The organism is Anaeromyxobacter oryzae (assembly GCF_023169945.1).
Classification (GTDB): domain Bacteria; phylum Myxococcota; class Myxococcia; order Myxococcales; family Anaeromyxobacteraceae; genus Anaeromyxobacter; species Anaeromyxobacter oryzae.
Genome location: NZ_AP025591.1, coordinates 2,976,724 through 3,000,325, shown reverse-complemented (window position 1 = coordinate 3,000,325; position 23,602 = coordinate 2,976,724). Strand labels below are relative to the sequence as shown.

Annotated in this window: 21 protein-coding genes; 8 read left to right on the top strand and 13 right to left on the bottom strand. The window is 73.0% G+C overall.

Features of this window, described 5'->3' with window-relative positions:
- Positions 1-7: 7 nt before the first annotated feature.
- Complete coding sequence (gene tatC / locus AMOR_RS12995) at positions 8-799, bottom strand: twin-arginine translocase subunit TatC (RefSeq protein ID WP_248361710.1); 792 nt, start codon at positions 797-799, stop codon at positions 8-10.
- Complete coding sequence (tatB, locus tag AMOR_RS12990; RefSeq protein WP_248361708.1) at positions 796-1,209, bottom strand: Sec-independent protein translocase protein TatB; 414 nt, start codon at positions 1,207-1,209, stop codon at positions 796-798. The genes tatC and tatB overlap by 4 nt, the downstream gene beginning before the upstream one ends.
- Before the next feature lie 87 nt (positions 1,210-1,296).
- On the opposite strand from tatB, the gene AMOR_RS12985 reads away from it, so the two are divergent.
- Complete coding sequence (locus AMOR_RS12985; protein WP_248361706.1) at positions 1,297-1,740, top strand: EVE domain-containing protein; 444 nt, start codon at positions 1,297-1,299, stop codon at positions 1,738-1,740.
- 41 nt (positions 1,741-1,781) lie between these two features.
- Here the strand turns inward: AMOR_RS12985 and AMOR_RS12980 are convergent, their stop codons facing one another.
- From AMOR_RS12980 to AMOR_RS12965, 4 genes are all read right to left on the bottom strand, one after another.
- Positions 1,782-3,872: a methyl-accepting chemotaxis protein gene (locus AMOR_RS12980; RefSeq protein ID WP_248362513.1), complete on the bottom strand. Its 2,091-nt coding sequence runs from the start codon at positions 3,870-3,872 to the stop codon at positions 1,782-1,784.
- A 158-nt stretch (positions 3,873-4,030) separates the two neighbouring features.
- Entirely contained in the window at positions 4,031-6,601 is a 2,571-nt protein-coding gene (locus tag AMOR_RS12975; protein WP_248361704.1) for a penicillin-binding protein 1A, read from the bottom strand.
- Between the two features lie 36 nt (positions 6,602-6,637).
- Complete coding sequence (locus AMOR_RS12970) at positions 6,638-7,657, bottom strand: RluA family pseudouridine synthase (RefSeq protein WP_248361702.1); 1,020 nt, start codon at positions 7,655-7,657, stop codon at positions 6,638-6,640.
- 37 nt (positions 7,658-7,694) lie between these two features.
- Complete coding sequence (locus tag AMOR_RS12965) at positions 7,695-8,690, bottom strand: MBL fold metallo-hydrolase (RefSeq protein ID WP_248361700.1); 996 nt, start codon at positions 8,688-8,690, stop codon at positions 7,695-7,697.
- Positions 8,691-8,868: 178 nt separating this feature from the next.
- On the opposite strand from AMOR_RS12965, the gene uraA reads away from it, so the two are divergent.
- Entirely contained in the window at positions 8,869-10,164 is a 1,296-nt protein-coding gene (gene uraA, locus AMOR_RS12960) for a uracil permease (RefSeq protein WP_248361698.1), read from the top strand.
- A gap of 109 nt (positions 10,165-10,273) precedes the next feature.
- A complete protein-coding gene (locus AMOR_RS12955; protein ID WP_248361696.1) occupies positions 10,274-10,894 on the top strand; it encodes a PilZ domain-containing protein in 621 nt (206 codons plus the stop codon).
- On the opposite strand, the gene mltA is transcribed toward AMOR_RS12955, so the two are convergent.
- The 6 genes from mltA to AMOR_RS12925 all read right to left on the bottom strand — a co-directional run bounded on the left by mltA (position 10,891) and on the right by AMOR_RS12925 (position 16,766).
- Positions 10,891-12,096: a murein transglycosylase A gene (gene mltA / locus AMOR_RS12950; RefSeq protein ID WP_248361694.1), complete on the bottom strand. Its 1,206-nt coding sequence runs from the start codon at positions 12,094-12,096 to the stop codon at positions 10,891-10,893. The two genes, AMOR_RS12955 and mltA, sit on opposite strands and share 4 nt — an antisense overlap.
- 65 nt (positions 12,097-12,161) lie before the next feature.
- Complete coding sequence (locus tag AMOR_RS12945) at positions 12,162-13,055, bottom strand: DMT family transporter (protein WP_248361693.1); 894 nt, start codon at positions 13,053-13,055, stop codon at positions 12,162-12,164.
- 21 nt (positions 13,056-13,076) lie between these two features.
- On the bottom strand, positions 13,077-13,850 hold the full coding sequence (locus tag AMOR_RS12940; protein ID WP_248361692.1) for a TerC family protein: 774 nt from the start codon (positions 13,848-13,850) through the stop codon (positions 13,077-13,079).
- 49 nt (positions 13,851-13,899) lie between these two features.
- Positions 13,900-14,946 (bottom strand): MBL fold metallo-hydrolase, encoded by a 1,047-nt coding sequence (locus AMOR_RS12935; protein WP_248361691.1) that lies wholly within the window; start codon positions 14,944-14,946, stop codon positions 13,900-13,902.
- The gene (locus AMOR_RS12930; RefSeq protein WP_248361689.1) at positions 14,943-15,908 is read right to left on the bottom strand and encodes an electron transfer flavoprotein subunit alpha/FixB family protein; all 966 of its coding nucleotides are present in this window, start codon (positions 15,906-15,908) and stop codon (positions 14,943-14,945) included. Before AMOR_RS12930 ends, AMOR_RS12935 begins: the two co-directional genes overlap by 4 nt.
- Positions 15,909-15,962: 54 nt before the next feature.
- Complete coding sequence (locus AMOR_RS12925) at positions 15,963-16,766, bottom strand: electron transfer flavoprotein subunit beta/FixA family protein (protein WP_248361687.1); 804 nt, start codon at positions 16,764-16,766, stop codon at positions 15,963-15,965.
- A gap of 226 nt (positions 16,767-16,992) precedes the next feature.
- On the opposite strand from AMOR_RS12925, the gene AMOR_RS12920 reads away from it, so the two are divergent.
- The 3 genes from AMOR_RS12920 to AMOR_RS12910 all read left to right on the top strand — a co-directional run bounded on the left by AMOR_RS12920 (position 16,993) and on the right by AMOR_RS12910 (position 20,179).
- The gene (locus AMOR_RS12920; RefSeq protein ID WP_248361685.1) at positions 16,993-17,499 is read left to right on the top strand and encodes a DUF3015 family protein; all 507 of its coding nucleotides are present in this window, start codon (positions 16,993-16,995) and stop codon (positions 17,497-17,499) included.
- Positions 17,500-17,572: 73 nt separating this feature from the next.
- Positions 17,573-19,564: an Lnb N-terminal periplasmic domain-containing protein gene (locus AMOR_RS12915; protein ID WP_248361683.1), complete on the top strand. Its 1,992-nt coding sequence runs from the start codon at positions 17,573-17,575 to the stop codon at positions 19,562-19,564.
- Positions 19,565-19,588: 24 nt separating this feature from the next.
- Positions 19,589-20,179, top strand: a complete 591-nt coding sequence (locus tag AMOR_RS12910; protein WP_248361681.1) for a DedA family protein — start codon at positions 19,589-19,591, stop codon at positions 20,177-20,179.
- A 40-nt stretch (positions 20,180-20,219) separates the two neighbouring features.
- On the opposite strand, the gene AMOR_RS12905 is transcribed toward AMOR_RS12910, so the two are convergent.
- Positions 20,220-21,302 (bottom strand): GNAT family N-acetyltransferase, encoded by a 1,083-nt coding sequence (locus tag AMOR_RS12905; protein ID WP_318653868.1) that lies wholly within the window; start codon positions 21,300-21,302, stop codon positions 20,220-20,222.
- A 65-nt stretch (positions 21,303-21,367) separates the two neighbouring features.
- On the opposite strand from AMOR_RS12905, the gene pdxR reads away from it, so the two are divergent.
- Both pdxR and AMOR_RS12895 read left to right on the top strand, forming a co-directional pair.
- Positions 21,368-22,879 carry a MocR-like pyridoxine biosynthesis transcription factor PdxR gene (pdxR, locus tag AMOR_RS12900; RefSeq protein WP_248361679.1) on the top strand — a complete coding sequence of 504 codons (1,512 nt, stop codon included), beginning with the start codon at positions 21,368-21,370 and terminating at the stop codon, positions 22,877-22,879.
- Positions 22,880-22,978: 99 nt separating this feature from the next.
- Positions 22,979-23,593: a hypothetical protein gene (locus AMOR_RS12895; RefSeq protein WP_248361677.1), complete on the top strand. Its 615-nt coding sequence runs from the start codon at positions 22,979-22,981 to the stop codon at positions 23,591-23,593.
- Positions 23,594-23,602 lie beyond the last annotated feature (9 nt).

The window sequence follows — 23,602 nt, the reverse complement described above, 5'->3', positions numbered from 1 at the left end:
CGGCGGCTCAGGCCTCGACCGCGGGGGTCGGGTCCCGCTTCTTGCCGAGGATCCGCGCGAGCACGATGCCGACCTCGTAGAAGACGATCATCGGCACGGCCATCATCGCGAGGTTCAGCGGGTCGCCGGTCGGCGTGATGATGGCCGCGAGCGTCACGTTCACGACGATGGCGATGCGGCGGTACTTCGCGAGGAACCTGTAGTCGACGAGCCCGATCATCGAGAGGAACGCGATGACCACCGGGACCTCGAAGACGATCCCGAAGCCGAGCAGCATCGCGAGCACGAGCCCGAGCTGCTCGGAGAGCGACAGCATCGGCATGAGGGTCGAGTCCTCGGCGAACGCGAGCATCGCCGGGAACGCGGGCGGCATGACGAGGAAGTAGCAGAACGCGGCGCCGCAGTAGAACAGGAGCGTGCCGAAGAACACGAACCGCGACGCGATCCGCTTCTCCTTGCGGTAGAGGCCCGGCGCGATGAAGCGCCAGAGCTGGAGGAGCACCCAGGGCGCCGCGACGAAGATCCCGCCGTACAGCGCGACCTTGATGTAGACCATCATCGGCTCGATCGCGCTCGTGTACACGAGCATCTGCTTCCCCTCGGGGAGCGCGTTCCGCACCGGCGCCATGAGCCAATGGACGATCGACGGGACGAACCAGCCGACCGCGAGCATCCCGAGCGCGATGCCGTAGACCGAGCGCAGGAGGCACGTCCGCAGGTCGCGGAGGTGCTCCATGAAGGTGAGCTTGACCTCGTTCTCCGGCTCGGGCGCGGGGAGCTTCGGTGCGGTGGCGCTCATGGCTTCTCGGCGGCGGAGACGGCCGGCGCGCTGGTGACCGCGGCGGCTTCGGGCTTCGGGGCGGCGGCTTCGGCGACGTCGGCGCCGGGCTCGGCGAGCGCGGCCTCGAGGCCGGGCACGTTCTCGGACGTGGCGGGCGGCGGCGGGCCGGCGGGACCGGGCACCGCGGCCGGGACGGGCGGGACGAGCGCAGGTCTCGGCGCGATCTTGGGCTCGTCTCGGACGTCGCGCAGGATCTCGTCGAACTTGAGCTCGGACTCGACCTGCTCCTTCAGATCCTCGGTCGCGCGCTTGAACTCGCGGAGCCCCTTCGCGACCGTCTTGGCGGCCTCCGGCAGCTTGTCGGGGCCGAGAAGGATCAGGGCGAGCACCGCGATGATCACGAGCTCGCTGAAGGACAGACCGAACATGCGCGCACCATATAACACGGCGCGGGCGGCCGGGCTTCCGGCGCTTCCCGTTGCGGCACCGGTCCGCGGCGCCTAACGTCCCCGCGCATGGCCTACTGGCTGCTCAAGACCGAGCCCGGCGCGTACGCCTGGGACGACCTCGTGAAGGACGGCAAGACCGCCTGGACCGGGGTGTCCAACCCCCAGGCACAGGGCAACCTGCGCGCCATGAAGCCGGGCGACCGGGCGATCATCTACCACTCGGGCGAGAAGCGGGCGGTGGGGATCGCCGAGGTCGCGAGCTCCGCCTATCCGGACCCCACGGCGGAGGAGAGCGATCGGGTCTGCGTCGACGTGCGCGCCCTCGAGCCGCTCCCGGCCCCGGTCCCGCTCGAGGCCCTGAAGCAGGAGCCCGCCTTCGACGGCTCGGTCCTGCTCCGGCAGGGACGCCTGTCGGTGGTGCCGCTCGCCCCCGCGGAGTGGCGCGACCTCGCGGCCCTCTCGGAGATCATCGCCAAGACCGGCGGGCTGCGGCGCAAGAACCGCTTCTAGGGGGTCCGACGCACGAGCCCGTCGCAGGCAGCGATCGTGCGTCAGATCTTGAAGCGCCGCACTTCCCCGCGGAGCACGTCTGCCTGGCTCGCGAGATCGACGATCGCCGTCTCGAGGTCGCGCACCGAATGGGTCTGCGCCTCGGCGACCTGCTTGATCTGGACGACCGCGCTCATCACCTGCTCCGACCCCTTGGTCTGCTCCTTCTGAGCGCGGTTCAGGTGGTGGACCATCTCCGAGATCGACTCGATCGCGCGGGTGATCTGCTTCGAGCCGCGGGCCTGCTCCTGCGACGAGCGCTCCACGTGCTTCGTGATCGCCTTCATCTTCTCGGCGCTCTTCATGATCTGCTCGGAGCCGCGCGCCTGCTCGGCGGTGGCGCTCGCGATCTGCTGCACCGTCTGGGCGATCCGGTGGATCGCCATCGTCACCTGCTTCGACCCCCGCGCCTGCTCGATGGTCGCCCGGGCGATCGCCTTCACCATCTGCGTCGACTTGTGGGACGAGTCCTGGATCTTCTTGAGCGCGGTCTCGGTCTCCTGGCCGAGCCGGACGCCCTCCTCGACGTTCCGCACGCCGCGGTCCATCGCGGTGACCGCGAGCCGTGACGACTCCTGCACCGCCCGGATGAGCTCGCTGATCTCCTTCGTGGAGGCGCCGGTGCGCTCGGCGAGGTCCTTGATCTCGTCGGCGACCACGGCGAAGCCCTTCCCGTGCTCACCGGACTGGGCGGCGAGGATCGCCGCGTTCAGGGCGAGCAGGTTCGTCTGCTCGGCGACGTCGTCGATCACGTTCAGGATGTTGCCGATCGCCTGGGTCTTCTTGCCGAGCGCCTCGATGACCTGGGCGGCCTCCTTCGACGACTCCTTGATCTTGTCGATGCCGGCGAGGGTGCGGGAGAGCGCCTCGGCGCCCGACTCGGCGTCGCGCTGCGCCTGCTCCGAGAGCTTGGCGGTCTCGTTGGCGTTCGTCTCGACCTGCGAGATGGAGACGTCCATCTCGTTCATGGACGAGCTCGTCTCCTCGGTCGTCGCCGAGAGGTCCTCGATGTTCTTCGCGACCTCCTTGATCGAGTAGGTCATCTGCTCGATCGCGGCGGTGGTCTCCTCGACGCTCGCGGCCAGGGCCTGGATGTTCTCCGCGACCTCGTCGTTCGTCGCCGCCATCTCGAGGATCGACGACGACGACTCCTCGGCGCTCTGCGCGAGCACCTCGACGTTGTCGGCGATGCCCTTGAGCGACGCGATCATCTCGCCCATCGACGAGGACGTGTCGACCACCCGCGCCGACACGGTGCCCGCGCCGGAGGTGACCGCCGCGCCGGTCTTCGAGATGCGCTCGATGACGGTCGCGACGCCGCCGGTCACGGTCTGCACCCGGGAGAGCGTCACGGCGAGGTTCTCGCCGATCCGGTTCAGCGACTCGGCGAGCGTACCGAGCTCGTCCTCGCCGAGCGGTTCGGCGCGGGCGGTGAGATCGCAGTCCGAGACCCGGCGCGCGACCGCGCTCATCTCGTCGAGCGGCCGGAGGACGGTGCGGGCAACGAGGACGTAGACCAGGGCGGAGAGCGCGACGCCGCCCGAGAAGAGCAGCGCGAGGATGCGCCAGGCGACGTCGCGCACCTGCATCTCGAGGTCGTCGGAGCGAAGCGCGAGGAGGACGAACCCGACGCGCCGCTCCTCCTCCCCGCCGTTCGGCGCCGGCACGCGGAGCGTCACCGGCCGCGTGAAGGCGACCTCGTCGCCGTAGGTGAAGCTCGTGCTGACGAGACCGCGGGCGACGTGCTCGGAGACGACCTTCTCCGCGGAGGCGTGGAAGGTCGGCGCCATCCGCGCGCCGGCGATGGTGAGGTTGTCCCGGAGCACGACCGCGTACGAGAAGGACACCTCGTCCCAGCTCTCGGAGACCTCGGCGGCGACGGAGTCGTCCTGCTTCGCCGCGAGCGCCGGCGCGATCTCCGCCGCGTACACGCGGGCCGCAGACTCGCCGCGGTGCACCATCGCGTGCTCGAGCGCGCCGCGGACCGTGCGGTTCACGAGGACCGCGGTGACCGTCCCGGCGACGAGGAGCGCGAGCGCGATCGAGAGGAAGAGCGCGCGCTTCACTCCCAGCTTCGCGACGGTCTGGATCATGTGGGCGGGGTGCGGGGCGCGCCCTTCGGGGGCGGGGGCTCGCACGTCCGGCGATGCTACCGGCCAGCCCACCCCGAGGCAACTCGCCGGAGGGCGGGACGGGGCCGGGCCCGGCGAGCCGCGCGGGCTCCCGCGGGCGCACTGGCCCCCACCCGCGCCTACTGCGTGAACAGGTCCTGGACCTCGACCTTCTGCCGCTGGGGCTCGCCGTCGGCGGGCAGCGCCGGCTCGGTGCCCTCCTTGAACGGCTCCTTCACGCCGCGTGCGTTCTCGGCGACCGCCTTGCCGGTGTCCGGATCGATCTTCACCTCGACGATCCCGCTCGGCGCCTCGAACTCGGGCTGGGGGCGGTTCTCGAGCGCCTTCGACATGTAGTCGAGCCAGATCGGCAGGGCGGCGTGTCCGCCGGTCTCGTAGCGGCCGAGGGGCGTCTCGTTGATGTCGTAGCCGAGCCACACGCCCGTCGCGAGGTCGTGCGTGAACCCCATGAACCAGGTGTCGAAGGAGTCGTTGGTGGTCCCGGTCTTCCCGGCGGCCGGCTTCCCGAGGGCGGCGGCGCGGGCGCCGGTGCCGACGGTCGCCACCTCCCGCATGAGCCGCACGAGGATGTACGCGGTCCGGGGATCCATCACCTGCTCGCGCGGCCGGGTGACGTCGGCGACGCCCGCCGCGAGCCGCTCGTCGAGCGGCACCCACGGATCGCGCCAGTCGGCGTGGTCCTCGAGGACGTTCCCGTCGCGGTCGAGCACGCGCTTCACGAACAGGCTCGGGCGCTTCTCGCCGTAGCGGTCGAAGAGCGCGTACACGTTGGTGAGCTCCCACAGGTTCACGCAGGAGGACCCGAGCGCGCTGCCGAGCTCCGGCTTCACCGGCGTCGTGAGCCCGAGCTGCTTCGCCCAGTCGCCGAGCGCCGAGATGCCGACCTTGTTCCAGAGCGCCTCCGCGGTCTTCACCGCGGGGATGTTCATGGAGTTCACGAGCGCGGTCCGGAGCGTCACGTCGCCCTTGAAGTCCTGCCCGTAGTTCTGCGGCTTCCAGCTGTTCTCGTCGTCGCGGAAGACGATGGGTGCGTCGGTGAGGATCGTCGCCGGCGTGAAGTCGAGCTTCTCGATGGCCGCGGAGTAGACGATGGGCTTGAACGCGGAGCCCGGCTGCCGGCACGCCTGGAAGGCGCGGTTGAACTCGGACGCCTCGAAGTCGTAGCCGCCCACCATCGCGGTCACGTACCCCGACCACGGATCCACGGAGACGAGCGCGCCCTGGAGCTTCGGCTCCTGCTCGAGGGTGAAGAGCAGGTCCGCCTCGGGCACGTCCTTCGCCTTCCCCGCCGCGAGCGACGCCTCGCGCTGCACGAGCTCCTTCCGCTCGACGCGCCGGAGCACGACCACGTCGCCGACCTTGAGCGCGAACGAGACCCGGCTGACGAGCGCCTCCTGGTAGTTCACCTCGGGGTTGGGCTTGCGCGCCCAGCGCATGCCGGAGATCGGGAGCAGCCCCTTCGAGGCGCCGACCTGCACCTCGGCGTGCCCGGCCTTGTCGTCGACGCGCGCCACGACGCCGACGCAGTAGTCGCCGACCTGGAGCGCGCCCGCCGGCCAGACCTTCGCGAGCCGCTCCTCGAGCGCCGCCCGCTCCGCCCCGGCCACGTTCGCGACCGGGCCGTAGTAGCCCTGGCGGTGATCGACCTCCATGAGCCCCTTCAGCATCGCGGCCTGGGCGGCGCGCTGCTTCTCGAGGTCCATCGCGGTCTCGACCCGGAGCCCGTCCGCGAGGAGGCGCTCGTTGCCGTAGCGGTCGACGATCTGCCGGCGGACCGTCTCGACGTAGAACGGCGCGGTCTCGCGGAAGACGTCGTCGACGCCGTGGACGTGGACCTCCGCGGCGGCGGCCTTCTCGCGCTCCGCCTGCGTGATCATCCCCTCCTCCGCCATCCGGCGGAGGACGTACCGGCGCCGCTCGCGCGCGGCCTCGGGGTGCGAGAACGGGGAGTACCGCGACGGCGCCTGCGGGAGGCCCGCGATGAGCGCGGCCTCCTCGAGCGTCAGGTCCTCGACGTTCTTCCGGTAGTAGTTCTCCGCGGCGGCCTGGACCCCGTAGCTGTGGTGCCCGAGGTACACGCCGTTCAGGTACATCCAGAGGATCTGCTCCTTCGTGAACGCGCTCTCGAGCCGGCGCGCGAGGATGAGCTCGCGGATCTTCCGGCGGAGGCTCTTCTTCGTGCCCTGCTCGAAGCCCTCCGCGCTGATGAGGATCGCCTTCGCGGTCTGCTGGGTGAGCGTGGAGCCGCCCTGGATGCGGCGGCGGAGCACGAAGGTGTTCACCGCGGCACGGAGCGTCCCGAGGACGTCCACGCCGCCGTGTTCGAAGAAGTGCTGGTCCTCGGAGGCGACGAACGCCTGGACGAGCCGCTTCGGGATGCGGTCGTACGGGACGACCTTGCGGCGCTCGGCGAAGAACTCGCCCGCGATCTGGCCGTCCGCCGAGATCATCTCGGTGATGATGGGCGGCCGGTACTTGTCGAGGGTCGGGATCTCCGGGAGCCCCTTCGAGAAGTGCCACCACCCGACGATCCCCGCCACGACCGCCGCGTTGACGAGGGCGATGCCGAGGAAGAGGGCCCAGCGCAGCGCTCGCCGCCACAGCGGGCGGCGGGGCGGGAGCCCGTGCAGGACGACGCGGGATGGGACGTCCTCTTCGGGTTCGGGGGCCTGGCTCGGGGTCTCGGTCATCGATCTTGCGAATCTATGCGGCCTCAGGACCTTTCTTCAACGCTCCGGTCCGTCCTTCGCGGCCGGGCGGGCGCTCGGTCTCGCCGCCGCGGCGCCCTCCGGGGCCTTGAGGTTCGCCCGCGAGAGCACCTCGACGAGCTCCGCCGGGAGCGGCGCCTCGAGCCGGAGCGGCGCGCCGGTGCGCGGATGCGGGATCTCGAGGCGCCAGGCGTGCAGCCCCATCCGCCGGAGGCCCCAGCGCTGCCGCGCGGTCCGGTTGAAGGCGAAGTCGCCGTACCGGCGATCGCCCGCGACCGGGTGCCCGACCGCCTCGAGGTGGCGACGGATCTGGTGCGTGCGGCCGGTCTCGATCGCGACGGAGAGGAGGGAGAGCTCCTTCGCCGCGGACACGACCCTCCAGCGGGTGAGCGCCTCCTGGAAGTTCACGCCCCGCTGCGCCTTCGACTTCGCGGTCTGCTCGTGCTCCGACAGCGGGAGGTCGATCGTCCCCGCGTCGCGGGGCATCTTCCCCTTCACCAGCGCGAGGTAGCTCTTCTTCATGCCGTCGCCGCTGGTGAAGATCTCGGTCAGGCGGACCATCGCCTTCCGGTGCTTCGCGACGAGCACCACGCCGGAGGTCTCCCGGTCGAGCCGGTGGGCGGGAGAGGGCCGGAACTCCGTGGGCGGGAGGTCGTCGGGCGTCTTCAGATACGCCCGCGCCATCTCGACGAGCGTCGCGCCGGTGATCCCGGTGCCCGGGTGCGCCGCGAGCCCGGCGGGCTTGTCCACCGCGAGCACGTCCTCGTCCTCGTGGAGCACGCGGAAGGTGACCTTCACCGCCCCGGGCGCGCCGCCCTCCTCGGCGGGGGCGAGGAGCCGCTCCTCGTCGCCCCGGATCACCACCACGTCCCCGGCCGCGACGAGCTGCTCCGCCTTCCCACGCGCGCCGTTCACCCGGATCTTCCGGGTGCGGAACATCTTGTAGACGTGGGAGAGGGGGACGCCCTTGAGCGCCTTCCGGACGAGCTTGTCGAGCCGCTGGCCCGCCGCGTCCTCGGAGATCGTGAGCTGGATCACGGCGTCTATGTAGCAGGACCGAGGACCGCCGCGCGCGCTAGATCAATTCGAGCTGCGTCTGCTCCTTGAGCGGCTCCGCCCGGATCCCTTCCTTCCGGAGCGCCGCCGCGAGCTCGTCCTCGTGGCCGTGGACCGTGAACACCCGGCCCGCCCCGGTCGCCTTCGCGTACCGGACGAGCGACGGGAAGTCGGCGTGGTCGGAAAGGGGGAACGCGGCGTCGACGCCCTTGAAGAAGCGGCTCCCGTCGATGGCCCAGCCGGTGAGGATCGCCGTGCGCCGGCGCCGGACGCCGCGCATCGCCGGGCTCCGCGCGAGGTGCGGCGGGCACACGACGACCTCGTCGAAGCCGGGGCCCTCGTCGGGCGCGAGGGCCTTCACGTTCGGGAAGGGCACGCCGTGCGCCTCGTACACCTTGTTCACCGCGTGCACGACCGGGTGCACGCGGCACGGGACGCCCGCATCGGAGAGGTACTTCAGGATCTCCTGCGCCTTCCCGAGCGCGTAGCCGAGGAGCACCGGCGTCGCCCCGTCGGAGCGCGCGTCGTCGACGAACTTCCGGACGGCGAGGAGCGTCTCGTCCTTGGGCGGGAAGACGTAGCGCGGGTGCCCGAAGGTCGACTCGACCACGAGCACGTCGCACGGCATCACCTCGGCCGCCTCCGCGGCGTGGGTCGGCTCGGTGCAGAGATCGCCGGTGTAGCCGAGGGCGACGCCGTTCCTCGTCACGCGGAGCTGCGCCGAGCCGAGCACGTGGCCGGCGGCGAAGAGCTCGAGGGTGAGCTCGCCGAGCCCGAACGGCGCCCGGAAGGAGGCGGGCAGGTGCTCGGTGGGCCGCCGCTTCGGCTCGCCGAGGCGATGGCGCATGAGCGCCAGCGTCGCGTCCGTGGCGATGGTGCGATCGTGGCGGCCGATGTGGTCGCCGTGCGCGTGCGAGACGAACGCGCACTCCACCCGGCGGGTCGCGTCCAGGTGGAGGGACGAGCCAGTGACCCTCAGCTCGCCGCGGTGGAGCTCGATCGGTGGCCGCCTCATCGGACGGCCCTTCTACACCGGGCGGCCGACAGCGCTCAAAGGGCCTCGCCGCAACCCGCCCTCCGGCCGCCCGGACGCCTCTCCCGATCTGTCAGCCCTCCGGGGGATGATGCGCGCGCTTCGCCGGCCGGAGGGGTCGGCGCCATCGCGAAGAGACATCACGCACGAGGAGGGCCGGATGAAGAGGACCGTCGACGTCGGCGAGCGGCTACCGCTGCTCCAGAGCATCCCGCTGTCGCTGCAGCACCTGTTCGCCATGTTCGGCGCGACGGTGCTCGTGCCGTTCCTGGTCGGGCTCGACACCTCGGTGACGCTCTTCACCTCGGGCGTCGGCACGCTCCTCTACATCTTCATCACGAAGGGCAAGATCCCCGCCTACCTCGGGTCGTCCTTCGCCTTCATCACCGCGCTCACGGCGCTCCTCGGCGTGACGCCCGGCCAGGTGGCGCCGGACGAGCGGATCGCCATCGCGATGGGCGGGTGCGTCGCGGTCGGCGTCATCTACATCGTGGTCGCCCTCGCGATCGGCGCCTTCGGCACGAAGTGGATCGACTACATCCTGCCGCCCATCGTGATCGGGCCGGTCGTGATGGTGATCGGCCTCGGCCTCGCCGGCGTCGCGGTGAGCATGGCGACGAAGGGGGCGACGCAGACGTACCACGCGTCCTTCTTCTGGGTCGCGATGGCGGCGCTGGCGATCGCGGTCACGGCCGCCGTCTTCTTCAAGGGGTTCCTCGGCGTCATCCCGGTGCTCATCGGGATCGTGGGTGGCTACGCCGTCGCCGCCGCGGCGGGCCAGGTGGACCTCTCCGGGGTCACCGCCGCGCGTCCGTTCGCGGTGCCGCACTTCGTGCTGCCGAAGTTCCAGCTCGGCTCGATCCTGCTCCTCGCGCCGATCTCGCTCGTCGTCATCACCGAGCACATCGGCCACCTCATCGTCACGAACAACGTGGTCGGCCGCGACTTCGTGAAGGACCCGGGCCTGCACCGGTCGCTCGCCGGCGACGGCGTCGCGACGGCGTTCTCCGGCCTCCTCGGCGGTCCGCCGAACACGACCTACGGCGAGAACATCGGCGTCATGGCGATCACCCGGGTGTTCTCGGTCTGGGTGATCGGCGGCGCGGCCGTGATCGCGGTGGTGATGTCGTTCCTGCCGCCCGTCGGCGCCCTCATCCGGTCCATCCCGGTCCAGGTGATGGGCGGCATCTGCATCCTGCTCTTCGGGATCATCGCCTCCGCCGGCATCCGGATGCTCGTCGAGGCGGGGATCGACTTCTCGCAGAAGCGGAACCTCATCATCGCCTCGGTGATCCTCGTCATCGGGATCGGCGGCGCGAAGGTCCATCTCGGCGGCCTCGAGATCAGCGAGATGTCCCTCGCGACGTACGTCGGCGTGATCCTGAACCTGCTGCTGCCGCGGGCGATGGAGCACGAGGAGATCGCTGACGCCGTGTCCCACGCGCCGGACGTGTAGCGACAGGTAATCAACTCGCGCAGATCGGCCTCCGGGTCCGGCGTGCCCAGGCGCGCCGGATCGCGGAGACCCGTCGCGCGGTGTACCGCGAGTCCGGTACCATCGAGGAATGTCCGAGTTCATCGAGAACCCGCGCCGCGCGCCGAGAGCGCCGGTGCCCTGCGACGCGCGCGTCGCGGTGCCGGCGGCGGGGTTCTTCTCCGCGCCGACGAGCGACGTCGGCCCCGGCGGCTGCCAGCTGAAGACGCCGGTGCCGCTCCCGCCCGGCGCCCGGGTCTTCCTCGAGCTGAAGCACGACCTCGTCCCCGCGCCGTGCGCGGTGACGGGACGCGTGGCGTGGTCGGCGCCCGGCGAGGCCCCGCGGGCCGGCGTCGCGTTCGACGCGGCGGCGTCGACGGCGGCGGGGCGGTTCTTCGACTCGCTCGCGGAGGCACACCCGGACGCGGTGGCGGCCTCCGCCGCGCCCGACCGGATCCCCGCCGACGCGCCGCTCGCCCCCGCCCCGCCGCCGGACGGCGAGGTGGGCCTCCTCCCGGACGAGGTGACCGTGCTCCGGAGCGTGGGCGCCGGGATCGTCGCGGACGCGTTCCGGGACGGTGCCGGGGACCGCTGGCCGCGGCTCGTGAACCCGCTCTTCGCGCTGCTCGGGCGGCGCCTCGTCGTCCTCGGGCCCCCGGATCCGGCCGCGGCCGCGGCCTGGGCCGAGCGGCTCGACCGCGCCGCGACCTAGCGGATCGCCGGGGCCGGATCGCGGAGCAGGAGGTAGTAGAGCCGGCCCGGCTGCTTCATCCGGCCCGCGGCGTTCTCGGCGTACGCGCCGGTCCCGAGGTAGAGGTCGATCCGGGCGCTCGTGCGGATCGCGCCGCCCGCGTCCTGGTCCAGCACGAAGCGGGAGAACGGCCGCATCGCCGCGCCCGTCGCGTCCACCGGCCGCTCGGTCTCGACGAACGCGAGCGCGCTCTTCGGGAACACCCGCGCGTCCGCGGCGACGGTGCGATCCGGCGTGACCGGTACGCCGAGCGCACCGGTGGCCGCGTCGGCAAAGCGGAAGAACACGTAGGACGGGTTCGTCGCCAGCACCTCGGCCTGCGCCGCGGGGTTCGCGGCCAGCCAGGCCCGGATCGCCTGCATCGACACGTCCTCCCGCCGGAGGGCGCCGCGCCGGACGAGCTCCGCCCCGACCGCCTCGTACCGGTGCCCGTTCTTCCCCGCGTACGTGACCACGCGCGAGGTGCCGTCCGGGAAGCGCACCACGCCGCTGCCCTGGATCTCCACGAAGAACGCGTCCACCGCCGAGTCGACGAAGCAGAGCACGGCCTTCGGGTCGAGCGCCCCGCGCGCGATCTCCGCGCGCGTCGGGTAAGGGACGAGGCGGCCCGCCTCGACCCGGCCGACGAGGTCGTCGGAGAGGGCCTGCGGGAAGTCCTTGGCGCGCACCTGCACCAGGTCGTCCGGCGCGCGGTGGAGCGGCACCTGGAACGGGCCGTCGCGCACGAGCGACCCGCGGAGCTCGGGCAGGTAGTAGCCGGTGAAGAGGACCTTCCCGGTGCCGTCGCCGGTCGAGCGGAAGACCCGGAACTCGCGCCGGAGGGTCGCCGCGAGCGCGTCGGGCGTCGGCCGCGCCAGCGCGATCTCGCGGAAGCGCGCCAGCGTCGCCTGCACCTTCTTGATCGGGACCCGCTCCTTCCCGAACGCGAGCATCCGACCCGGATCCGCTTGCGCGAGCCGCGCGAGCGCGGTGAGCGAGCGCGAGAGGGCGTCCTCGAGGCCGGCGTAATCCAGGTCGTCGCCGAAGGCCGGGAACGCCTCCGGGGCGAGCTCCTCGAGCGCCTTCTCCGGCGTCCGGGCCGGCTCGGGCGGCGGCGGGGGTGGCACCGTGCGGCAGGCGGCGAGGAAGGCGAGCGCGAGGGCGACGGCGGCGAGGCGGCGCATGTCCCGGCGACCGTACCGCGGGCCGGGCGGGCTGTCGAAGCCGCGCGCGGGGCGGCTCCGCGCCCTCAGGGCGACGCGCGCTCGCCCGCCGTCTCGCCGCGCGCCTCGAGGGCGCCCCCCACCTCGCCGGCGACGACGCCGAGGACGATGAGCGCGCCGCCGATCCAGTCCGCGCGCCCGAGCGGCTCTCCGCCGTACAGGTGGCTGAAGAGCGCCGCCGCCACCGGCTCGAGGGAGAAGATGAGCGCGGCGCGCACCGCGGTGGTGTGCCGCTGGCCCCAGTTCTGGACGAAGAACGCCACCGCCGTCATGAGCACGCCGGTGAAGGCGACCGTCCCCGCGAAGACCCCCGCGCCGGCGGCGTGGAAGTAGGCGCCCTCCACCGGCAGGAGCGCGACCGCGCCGGCGAACGTGACCGCCACCTGGGCGAGGGTGAGCGGCACGAGCGGGTGCCGCGGCGCCCACTCCGCCGTGAAGACGATCTGGAGCGCGAACGCCACCGCGCAGGCGGCGCTCAGGGCGTCGCCGAACCGGACCGAGTCGGCGAGCTCGTCCGCGAGCGGCCGCGTGAGCGCGAGGAGGCCCGCCACCGCGAGCGCGACGCCGACCCAGGAGGCGACCCGCACCTTCCGGCCCAGCAAGAACCTCGCGAAGAACGGCACGATGAGCACCGCGAGGCCGGTGAGGAACCCGGAGCGCGCGGGCGTGGTGTAGCGGAGCCCGATCGTCTGGAGGACGAACCCGGCGAGCATGAACAGCCCGAGGAGGAGACCGTGCCGGAGGAAGCCCGCGCCGACCCGGTCGCGGCGCCAGAGCGCGACGGCGCCGAGCACGACCGCCGCGGTCGCGAACCGCGCGGAGAGGAAGACGCCCGGCGACGCGACGTCGAGCACGCGGTTCACGAACAGGAACGTCGTGCCCCAGGCGAGCGTGAGGAGGAGGAGGGCGAGATCCGCCATGCGGGGCGCGGCGGCGGGCGGTCAGGCCGCGGGCCGGTCCTCCCCGCCCTCGGTCTCGAAGCGGTGGTGGAGCGCCACGGGCCTCCGCGCCTTCCGCATCCGCATGTTGAGGAGCTCCACCACGAGCGAGAACGCCATCGCGAAGTAGATGTACCCCTTCTCGACGTGCTTCCCGAACCCCTCGGCGACGAGCATCACGCCGATGAGGATGAGGAAGGAGAGCGCGAGCATCTTGATGGTGGGGTGGCGCTCCACGAACTCGCCGATGGCGTTCGCGAACACGAGCATCACCCCGACCGCGAGGATCATCGCGGCGACCATCACCGGCAGGTGCTGCGCCATGCCGACCGCGGTGATCACCGAGTCGAGCGAGAAGACGATGTCGAGGACCGCGATCTGGGCGATCACCGCCCAGAACGCGCCCTTCCCCGCGGGCGGCGCCGCCTCCGGGGCGTGCTCCACCTCGAGCTTGTCGTGGATCTCGAAGGTCGCCTTGGCGATGAGGAACAGGCCGCCGCCGAGGAGGATGAGGTCCCGGCCCGACACGCCGCGGCCGAGGACCGCGAAGAGCTCGCGGGTGAGCCCCATCACCCAGCTGATGGCGAAGAGGAGCCCGAGGCGCGTCAGGAGCGCGAAGGCGAGCCCGACGCGCCGCGCGCGGGGCTGCTGGCCGGCCGGCAACCGCCCGGCGAGGATGGTCAGGAAGACGACGTTGTCGATCCCGAGGACGATCTCCATCGCGGAGAGCGTGGCGAGGGCGATCCAGGTGTCGGCCTGCGAGAGGAGCGCGAGCATCGGCCCCTTCGAAACCACGAACCGCAGGGCTTGTCGAGGATCGCCGCGCCTATCCCGCGAGGCGGTGGCGCCGGAGCCCGCCCTGCTCCTCGCGGACCACGTCGCCACGGGCCTCGAGGAGCTCGAGGTTCGCGACGGTCTCGGAGATGGTGAGGAACGCGTCGCCGGGCCGCGCCGAGGGGAAGAGCGCGCGCGAGATCTCGTACGCCGTCCTCGGACCGTCCCGGAGCACCTCGCGGATCCGCGCCTGGCGCCGCTCGTAGAACCCGAGGAGCGCGTCGATGATCGCGCGGTGCCCGGAGAAGGGCGGCCCGTGCCCGGGCAGGACCAGGTCGAGGTCCAGCGCGCGCATCCGCCCGACGCTCTCCACGTAGGCGAGGAGCGGGCGGAAGTGTCCGTCCCGGCCGTCGGGCCCGAGCTCGATGAGCGGGTTCGGGGAGACCTTCTCGAGCAGGTGGTCGCCGGAGAAGAAGAGCCGCCGCTCGCGGTCGTGGAGGCAGAGGAGGCCGGGGGTGTGACCCGGCATGTGGAGGACCTCGAGGCGGAGGTGGCGCGTCTCCAGGATCGTCCCGGGCTCGAGAGGGCGGACCTCGGCGATGCGCCGAGCGAGCCCGAACCCGCGCTCGCCCTCCGTCGCGACCGCGGCGAGCGTCTCCGCCGGTACCCCGAGGCGCGCCAGGTGCGCGGCGTAGAGCGGCGCCCGGTCGCGCCAGCGCCAGCCCGCCTCCGCTACCTTCGAGACGTCCGCCGGGTGCGCGAACACCGGGATGGAGCCGCCGTGACGCTCCTGGACGAAGCGCGCAGCGCCGTAGTGGTCGACGTGGCCGTGCGAGAGGACGATCCGGGTCACCTCGTCGAAGCGCCGCCCGATCCGCGCGAACCCGGCCTCGAGGGCGGCGTGCCCCTCGGGTGACCCGAGCCCGGAGTCGAACAGCAGGATCCCGCCGTCCCGCTCCTCGATCACGTAGACGTTCACCGGCCCGCCCGCCTGGGGGAACGGGATCGGCACCGGGATCCGGTGGACCCCGAGCCCCGCCAGCTCCGCCTCGGTCACGCCCGCCTCCGCCCGCCCTTCCCCGCGTGGATCCGCGATCACCGCGACGCCTTCACCTTCGCGGCGAGCGCGGGCAGCGCCTGGAACAGGTCCGCGACCAGCCCGTAATCGGCGATCTGGAAGATCGGCGCGTCGGGATCCTTGTTCACCGCGACGATCACCTTCGAGCCCTTCATGCCGGCGAGGTGCTGGATCGCGCCGCTGATCCCCGCCGCCACGTACAGCTCCGGCGCGACCACCTTCCCGGTCTGCCCCACCTGCCAGTCGTTCGGCACCCAGCCGGCGTCGACCGCGGCGCGGCTCGCGCCGACCGCGGCGCCGAGCGCGTCGGCGAGCGCCTCGATCGCCTTGAAGTCGCCCTTCGTGCCCCGCCCGCCCGCGACGACGATGCGCGCCTCGGTGAGCTCCGGCCGCTCGCTCTTCACCTCGCGGAACCCGGCGTGGCGCGTCCGGAGCGACGATGCGTCGACCGTCACCGGCACCGGGTGCACGGCGCCGGGCGCTGCCGCCTTCTGCGCCGGCGCGAACTCGGTCGTGCGGACGGTGAACACCTTCACCGGCGTCGCGATCTCCACCTCCGCGAGGACGTTCCCCGCCCACATCGGCCGGCGGAAGGTGACGCCGCCGCCGTCGCCGCCGAATCCGAGGACCTCGGTCGCCATGCCCGCCCCGAGCCGGGCGGCGACGCGGGGGAGGAGGTCCTTCCCCTGCGCGGTCGCCGCGGCGCCGACGTGGCTCGCGCCCAGCGCCTTCGCGAGGTCGGCGATCACCGGCGCGAGCGCCTCCGCGATGGGGTGCTCGAGGACCGGCGCGTCGGCGACGTGCACGTCCACGCCGTAGGCCGCGAGGTCCGCGCCGAGCGCCGATACGCCCTTGCCGAGGAGCGCCACGTGGACCTTCCCGCCGGTCCGGCGCGCGATCTCCTGCCCCGCCGCGAGCGCGTGGAAGGTGGACTTCCGGATCGCGCCGCCGCCGTGCTCCGCCACGATGAGGACGTTCGACATGGAGACTCCGATCACCTGAGCGTGGGCGCGCGAACCGCGCCGAAGTCGAAGAGCCTAGAGGGCCTTCGCCTCTTCGTGCAGCTTCTTCCAGAGCTCCTCGACGTCGGCCACCTTCACGCCACCCTTCCGCGTGGGCGGCTCCGCGAGCCGCCGCACCACCACCTTCGGCGCGAGGTCCACGCCGAGCGACGCCGCGGCGATCTCCTGCAGCGGCTTCTTCTTCGCCTTCATGATCCCGGGGAGCGACGCGAAGCGCGGCTTGTTGAGCCGGAGATCGGTGGTCACCACCGCGGGGAGGGAGAGGACCAGCGTCTCGACGCCGCCGTCCACCTCGCGCACCACCGTGAGGGACCTCCCGTCCGCGCCGAGCACCAGCCCCGGGTCCTTCTTCTGCTCCGCCTCGCTCTCGAGGCTCGCCTCCTTCGAGGCGAAGGTCGCCTGCGGCCAGCCGAGCCGCTCGGCGAGGTACTGCCCGGCCTGGTTCTGGTCGTCGTCGATGGACTGCTTGCCCATGAGGACGAGGTCCGGCTTCTCGGCGAGGACCACCTTCTGGAGCATGGCGGAGACGACGAACGGATCGAGGGCGCCGTCGTGCTTCACGAGGATCGCGCGGTCCGCCCCCATCGCCAGCGCGGCCCGGAGCTCGGTCTGGGTTCGATCGCCCCCGATGGAGACCACCGCGACCTCGCCGCCGTGGCGCTCCTTGAGCCGGAGCGCCTCCTCGACCGCGATCTCGTCGAAGGGGTTGAGCTTGTAGTTCACTCCCTCGGTGACGATCCCCGCGCCGTCGGGGCGCACGCGGATCTTCGACTCGGGATCTTCCACACGCTTCGCGGTCACCAGGATCTTGAGCGCCATTCCGGTTCCCCTGATTTGCGAGTCGATTCGGGAGTCTCGCAATCTTGCGCAGCGCGGCAGGGGCCTGCAACCGAAAAACCGAGAACCCGGCCGGCCGGGCCTCGACCCTCAAGGGACGCTTCTTCGCTTCCTCTTCAAGCGAGAGAGCGTTAGGAAATCGCGTCCCCCCGGACTTCACGGCGGGGCGTTTTCTCCATCCGTGGCCACCGAACCAAGGAGACACAGAATGCGTAAGTCGCTCGCCGTCGCGATCGCCGCCGTCCTCTTCGCCGTGCCGGCCGCCGCCCAGAACAAGGCGACCGAGTCCGCCATCAAGGGCACCGGCCGCTACGGCACCGCTGGCTGCGGGCTCGGGTCGCTGGCCTTCGGCAACACGCCGGGCGCCGTCCAGATCCTCGCCGCCACCACGAACAGCCTCTTCGGCACGCAGACCTTCGGCATCACCACCGGCACCTCCAACTGCGGGACCGGCCTGTTCGCCGCGGGCACGATGAACTTCGTCGAGGCGAACCGCGAGGCCCTCGCGAAGGACATCTCGCGCGGCCAGGGCGACGCGATCGGCGCCCTCACCGTCATCAACGCCTGCCAGGACTCGTCCGCCGTGGGCGCCGCGCTCCAGAAGAACTTCAGGTCGATCTTCCCGAGCGAGACGGTGTCGAACGAGGACGTGACGAAGGCGATCCTCCAGACCCTGCAGGCGGAGAAGAGCACCGGCTGCTTCCAGCACAGCTAGCCCGCGCCGGAGACGGATCCTCGAGGGGAGCTCTCGAAAGAGGGCTCCCCTTCGTCTACCCTGTGGCGCTCCCATGCGCCGCGTCCTGCTGACGGTCCTCCTCGCCGCGCCGCTCGCGGGCGCTCGCGCGGAGGTGGACGCTGCGAGCGCGGGCGCCGCCGGGAGCGCGGCTGACGCGAGCGCGACGGCGAGCGCCGTCGCCGCCCCTGACCCGACCTACCTCCAAGAGCTCGTCGCCCGGGCGCGCGCGCTCCGGCTCGCCGAGGATCCCGGCTGGCTCCGGCTCGGCCGGTGGCGGCCGCGGCTCCTCGGCGGGTGGAAGAGCGAGGTCGACGGACGCGCCTTCTTCCGCGCGCCACACGGGCAGACCGATCCCGCCGCCGAGCTCGAGGCGACGCTCGCCGGGTTCCTCGACGCGACGAAGGTCCAGGACGAGCTCGACGACGCGCAGTGCCGGTTCCCCGCGCGGCTCCTCTTCCTCGACGCGCGGCTCGGGCTCGACCCGCGCCGGCTCCCGCGCCGCGCGTGCCCCCGCCGCGACGAGTTCCTCGGACGCGTCGAGCCGGTGGGCGCGACGCTCGTCTTCTCGTCCTTCTACCTGAACAACCCCGCGTCCGCGTTCGGGCACACACTGCTCCGGCTCGACAAGGCGCCCGAGGCGCGCTCGGGCAAGCACTACGAGCTCCTCGACTACGGCGTCGACTACGCGGCGACCGTCGACACCGGGAACGCCATCCTCTACGCGGTGAAGGGGCTCTTCGGCCTCTTCAAGGGCGAGTTCAAGTACTACGCGTACTACTACAAGGTCCGGCAGTACGGGGACTACGAGTCCCGCGATCTCTGGGAGTACGACCTCGACCTCTCGCCGCAGGAGGTGAAGCTCCTCGCCGCGCACGTCTGGGAGCTCGGCGGCACGTGGTTCCAGTACTGGTACCTCGACGAGAACTGCAGCTACCACGTGCTCGGCGCGCTCGAGGCGGCCGCGCCGCGCCTCCACCTCCTCGACCACGTGAACCCGTGGGTCGTGCTGCCGTCCGACACGGTGAAGGCGCTCTACGCGAACGCGGGGCTCGTCCGGCGCGTCCACTACCGCCCGTCGGTCCGCACGCAGTTCGAGGCGCGGGCACGGGACCTCGACGCCCGCGCGCTCGCCGCGGTCGCGGCGCTCGCGGACACCCCGGGCGCGTCGCTCCCCGACGTGGCGCCGGCCGAGCAGGCGCGGATTCTCGACGCCGCCGCCGACCTCGTGGACCTCCGGCACTTCCGGGAGCTGCTCCAGGGCGCCAATCCGGAGGCGGCGCGGCTCCGCCAGGCGCTCCTCGAGCGCCGCGCGGCCCTCGGCGTCCCGAGCGCGCCGCTCGAGATCCCGACGCCGGAGCAGCTCCGGCCCGACCGGGGCCACGGCTCGTTCCGCCTCGGCCTGGGTGGGGGCGCCGCGCGGGACGACGGCGGCACCGTCGCGCTCGACTTCCGGCTCGCGCTGCACGATCTCGGCGATCCGCCCGACGGCGAGCCGCCGCTCGCGAACATCGAGTTCCTCCCGACGCGGCTCGTCTGGTCGCCGGCCGCGGGCCGGCTCGACATCGACGACACGTCCCTCGTCCGTGTCATCTCGTTGAACCCGGTGAACCGGTTCGACACGCGCCCGTCCTGGCGCATGCGGGTGGGCGCGACCACCGTGCACGATGGCGGCTGCGATCATTGCCTCGCGGGCGCCGCGGAGCTCGGCGGCGGCTTCGCGGCGGCCGACCTCGCGGGCGCGCTCGACCTCCTCGCCACCGCGGACACCGAGCTCCTCGTGTCCCCCCGGCTCTCCGGCGCGGGCGGGTCGTGGTTGCGGCCCGGGATCGGGCCGTCGCTTCTCGCGCGCCTCCGGCTCGGGCGCGCCGCGGTCCTCCTCGGCGACGCGCGCTGGCGCGTCCTGCCCGGCGCCGAGCCGCGGACCACCTGGTCCCTGTCCGCGGGGCTCCGCCTCAACGTGGTGCGAGACCTGTCCCTCGCGGTCGAGTCGCGGTGGACGCCCCGCGACGCCGCCCTCACCGCGCTCGTGCTGGCGTACTTTTGACGGGCGCGCTCCGGCGCGCCCGGCATGCTGACCACGCTCCTCGAGCACTTCGGCTACGTCGCCGTCTTCGCCCTCCTCGTCGCGGGCGGGCTCGCGGTGCCCGTCCCCGAGGAGGCGATCCAGCTCGGCGCCGGCGTGCTCTGCCACGAGGGGTACCTCCGGCTCCAGCTCGCGATCCCGGTCGCCTGGCTGGGGATCGTGACCGGCGACTTCCTCTGGTTCTCGCTCGCCCGGCGCCACGGCCCGGCGCTCCTCGCCCGCAGCTCGGTGGCGCGGGTGCTCACGCCGTCGCGGCGGGCCTGGCTCGAGGACCACTTCGCCCGGCATCCGATGATCACGGTCGCAATCTCGCGGCACATGTCGGGGCTGCGCCTGCCGGCGTACGCCCTCGCCGCGACGCACGGGGTGCGCCCGGTGCTCTTCGTGATTGCGGACGGGCTGTCCGCGATGGTCTCGGTGCCGCTCGTCGTCTCCGCCGGGTACTTCTTCTGGCACCACCTCGCCCAGGCGAAGGCGGACGTCCGGCGCGTCGAGCTCGGGATCCTCCTCGCCGTGGCGATCGCGGTGGCGGTCGCGGTGTTCCTGCGCCGACGCCGCACTCGCGCGCGCGGCTGACCTTCGCGGAAGGGAGCGCCGTTGCCCCGTTCGCGCTGGCCTACGGCGCCGCGCCGCCCCGGCGATCCGCCCACCCGCGCACGAGCACCATCTGCGTCGAGGTCGCGAAGCGGCGCTTCGTCTCCGCGTCGACGAAGCCGAACTTCGCGTAGAGGCCCTGGGCGTCGCGCGTGTCGAGCTTCACGAACGGACAGCGCCGGACGGCGGGGTGGTCGAGGAGGAGCGCGAACAGCCGCTTCCCGACCCCGCGGCCCCGCCAGGCCTGCGCGACCACCACGTCGTAGATCCACGCGTAGCGCCCGTCCGAGTGGGCACGCGCGCTCGCGACGAGGGCGCCGTCGGGAGCGCGCGCCCCGACCCACGCCGACGACGCGAGCTGCGCCGGGCCGATGCCCTCCGGCCGGAACCCTTCCCACCAGTACTCGCCCCGGAGCAGCGCCTCCGTGGCGGCCGCGTCCTCCGGCCCGAGCGCGGCGTGGAGCGTCACGCCCTCCGCCGCGAGGAAGGGCGGAGCCGGGACGCGCGGGTTCGCCTCGCGGACCGCCTCGATCGCCCGCGCGTCGCCGGGCGCGCCCCGCGCCCAGAGGGCGGTCAGGATCCGGCCGATCTCCTCGGGCGCCTTGTTCTGGAGGAGCTTCTCCTTCCCGTCCACGCGATCGAGCGTGACCTTCACGACGAGCGTCCCGGCGAGCTCGCCCGCGTACTCGGGATCGGCGGGGTCGATCGGGTCGTATCCGCCCTCGGGCTGCCGGCGCGCCATGAGCCCCTCGAGCGCGCGCGCCTTCTCGTGCGGATCGGTGACCTCGACGAGCGAGCCGTGCACCTGGGCGCTCCGGTAGAGCGTGGAGGCGGAGCAGGCGTGGGTCTGGTGCGTGAACGTGCTCGGCAGCCGGGCGACCACCTCCTCGGCGGAGACGACCGCGGGCCGGCCGAGGCAGAGGACCTTCTCGCCCGTGCGCGCGCCGTGGAAGTACACGCCGTCGTCGAGCACCGCGGCGTCGAGCGCGCGCAGGACCGGCGCTCCGTCGGGCGTGGTGGTGGCGAGGTGGACCACCTCCGCGCGGCGGAGGAGCGCGAGCGCCCGCGCGGGGTCGCTCCGGAAGATCGGGCGTCTCATCTCCATGCGCCCGATGGTGTCCGACGCCTGGTCTGGCGAAAAGGTCCAGTTCCGATAAAGTCCGTGGACCAGTGCGCACCGCCGCGACATGGGACCTCCCCCTCGCGCTCGACCGCCGCGACCCCGCCCCGGTCCAGGTGCAGATCGCGCGCGGGCTCGCCGCCCGGATCCGGGCCGGCGCGCTCCGGCCGGGCGCGGCGCTCCCGTCCTCGCGCGCCCTCGCCCGCGCGCTCGGCGTGCACCGGAACACGGTGCTCGCCGCGTTCGGCGAGCTCGCGGCCGAGGGGTGGATCGAGACCACCCGCGCGAAGGGGACCTTCGTCTCGCGGGAGCTGCCTGCCCGCGCACCGAGCCCGCTCTTCCCGCGCGCGCCGCACGCGCCGGCGCGCGCCGGGTTCCCGCTCCCGCCCGGCCCGGCCACGCTCACGCGCACCGGCCCACCGCCGGGCACGTACCAGCTCCTCGGCGGGATCCCCGATCCACGGCTCGTCCCCGCGACCCTGCTCGCCCGCGGCTACCGCCGCGCGCTCCGCCGGACCGAGCACCTCTCCTACGGCGACGCGCGCGGCCACCCGCGGCTCCGGGCCGCCCTCGCGCGGATGCTCGGGGAGGCCCGCGGCCTCGCCGTCTCGCCCGACGCGCTGCTCGTCACGCGCGGCGCGCAGATGGCGGTCGCGCTGGCGGCGCGGGCGCTGCTCCTCCCCGGCGACGCCATCGCGGTCGAGGCGCTCGGGTACCCGCCGGCCTGGGAGGCTCTCCGGCTCGCCGGCCTCCGCCCCGTGCCCTTCCCGGTGGACGCGCGCGGCCTCGACGTCGACGCGCTCGCGGCGCGCGTCCGGACCGAGCGGCTCCGCGCGGTCTACCTCACGCCGCACCACCAGTACCCCACGATCGTCACCCTCGCGCCGGCGCGGCGCCTCGCGCTGCTCGACCTCGCCCGCCGCGAGCGGCTCCTCGTCCTCGAGGACGACTACGACAACGAGTTCCACTACGAGGGCCACCCGGTGACGCCGCTCGCGGCCTCGGATCCGGCCGGCGTCGTGGTCTACGTCGGGACGCTCTCGAAGGTGCTCGCCCCGGGCTTGAGGATCGGCTTCGCCGCGGGACCTCCGGACGCCATCGAGCGGCTCGTCGCGCACCGGCACGTCCTCGATCGCCAGGGCGACCTCGCGGTGGAGGCCGCGGTCGCGGACCTCTTCGAGGACGGCGAGGCGCAGCGGCACGTCTGGCGCACGCGCCGGGCCTACGCCGCGCGGCGCGAGGCGCTCGCCGCCGCCCTCCGGGCCGAGCTCGGCGGCGCGCTCTCGTTCGCGCTCCCGCCGGGCGGGATGGCCCTCTGGGCCCGCGTCGCGGCGGGCATCGACGCGGATGACTGGGGCGAGGCGGCGCTCCGGGCCGGCGTCGCGGTCCAGGTCGGGCGAACGTTCGCGTTCGACGGGCGCGCGCGGCCGTACCTGAGGCTCGGGTTCGGGCGGCACGACGAGCGGGAGCTCGGGGAGGCGGTCCGGCGGCTCGCGTCGGCGCTCCCCTCGGCGCGCCCACGAGCTCCGCGGGAACACCCACCGTCACGCTCCCGCACCTGAGCACCCCGCGGAATTTACTCCGAGAGATGGTCCCTTCCGGATAGCCTGCTGGCTCTCGCTCACCGGCCGCTCGAGATCCGCCCGCCTCCCTGGAGACGCATGCCCGCTCGCCACCGCACCGCCGCCCTCGCGCTCCGCGCGATCTGTGTGCTCGCCGCTGCCGCCGCCGCGACGGCAGCGCGCGGACAGACGCCGGAACCGGCGACGGAGTCTCGATTCCAGCTCGCGTTCGGCGTCGGAGCCGGGCTGTCGTCGCTGTCCCGGACCTCCGACGGACCGGAGCGGACCCCCGAGGCCGTGTTCGGGGCGAACGCACGCGCCGTCGCCGGCCCGCTCGTGGCCGGCGCCATCATCGAGGGTGGCACGATCGTGTGGGACGCCGACTTGCTGTTCGGCGGATACCTCGGCCTCCGCGGGAGGCTCGTCGGAGACCACGTCCTCGTCGTCGCGCTCCAGGCTGGGCGTCACCACTTCGAGCGCTGCTCGCTGTGGACGCCGTGCGAAGCGGGCAACCTCCCCTTCGCGGGCGTGCGGATCGACCTCGAGCGCTCGGATGCGGAGGGCCCGCGGGCGCTCGCGCTCTGGCTCTCGCTCGCCCAGGACGCGCGGCGCGTGTCCGTCCCTTCGACGCCGCCTCCGGGCGAGACCGGGATCCGGTACGGCGGCACCGTGCTCTTCGCGGGCGTCTCGTTCCGGGTCGGGGCGCGCTGGTAGCCGCCGCGC

Bases quoted from the DNA above. Each gene is read 5' to 3' on its own strand.
- tatC (WP_248361710.1), bottom strand. From the start codon at position 799: ATGAGCGCCACCGCACCGAAGCTCCCCGCGCCCGAGCCGGAGAACGAG.
- tatB (WP_248361708.1), bottom strand. From the start codon at position 1,209: ATGTTCGGTCTGTCCTTCAGCGAGCTCGTGATCATCGCGGTGCTCGCC.
- AMOR_RS12985 (WP_248361706.1), top strand. From the start codon at position 1,297: ATGGCCTACTGGCTGCTCAAGACCGAGCCCGGCGCGTACGCCTGGGAC.
- AMOR_RS12980 (WP_248362513.1), bottom strand. From the start codon at position 3,872: ATGATCCAGACCGTCGCGAAGCTGGGAGTGAAGCGCGCGCTCTTCCTC.
- AMOR_RS12975 (WP_248361704.1), bottom strand. From the start codon at position 6,601: ATGACCGAGACCCCGAGCCAGGCCCCCGAACCCGAAGAGGACGTCCCA.
- AMOR_RS12965 (WP_248361700.1), bottom strand. From the start codon at position 8,690: ATGAGGCGGCCACCGATCGAGCTCCACCGCGGCGAGCTGAGGGTCACT.
- uraA (WP_248361698.1), top strand. From the start codon at position 8,869: ATGAAGAGGACCGTCGACGTCGGCGAGCGGCTACCGCTGCTCCAGAGC.
- AMOR_RS12955 (WP_248361696.1), top strand. From the start codon at position 10,274: ATGTCCGAGTTCATCGAGAACCCGCGCCGCGCGCCGAGAGCGCCGGTG.
- mltA (WP_248361694.1), bottom strand. From the start codon at position 12,096: ATGCGCCGCCTCGCCGCCGTCGCCCTCGCGCTCGCCTTCCTCGCCGCC.
- AMOR_RS12945 (WP_248361693.1), bottom strand. From the start codon at position 13,055: ATGGCGGATCTCGCCCTCCTCCTCCTCACGCTCGCCTGGGGCACGACG.
- AMOR_RS12940 (WP_248361692.1), bottom strand. From the start codon at position 13,850: ATGCTCGCGCTCCTCTCGCAGGCCGACACCTGGATCGCCCTCGCCACG.
- AMOR_RS12930 (WP_248361689.1), bottom strand. From the start codon at position 15,908: ATGTCGAACGTCCTCATCGTGGCGGAGCACGGCGGCGGCGCGATCCGG.
- AMOR_RS12925 (WP_248361687.1), bottom strand. From the start codon at position 16,766: ATGGCGCTCAAGATCCTGGTGACCGCGAAGCGTGTGGAAGATCCCGAG.
- AMOR_RS12920 (WP_248361685.1), top strand. From the start codon at position 16,993: ATGCGTAAGTCGCTCGCCGTCGCGATCGCCGCCGTCCTCTTCGCCGTG.
- AMOR_RS12915 (WP_248361683.1), top strand. From the start codon at position 17,573: ATGCGCCGCGTCCTGCTGACGGTCCTCCTCGCCGCGCCGCTCGCGGGC.
- AMOR_RS12910 (WP_248361681.1), top strand. From the start codon at position 19,589: ATGCTGACCACGCTCCTCGAGCACTTCGGCTACGTCGCCGTCTTCGCC.
- AMOR_RS12905 (WP_318653868.1), bottom strand. From the start codon at position 21,302: ATGGAGATGAGACGCCCGATCTTCCGGAGCGACCCCGCGCGGGCGCTC.
- AMOR_RS12895 (WP_248361677.1), top strand. From the start codon at position 22,979: ATGCCCGCTCGCCACCGCACCGCCGCCCTCGCGCTCCGCGCGATCTGT.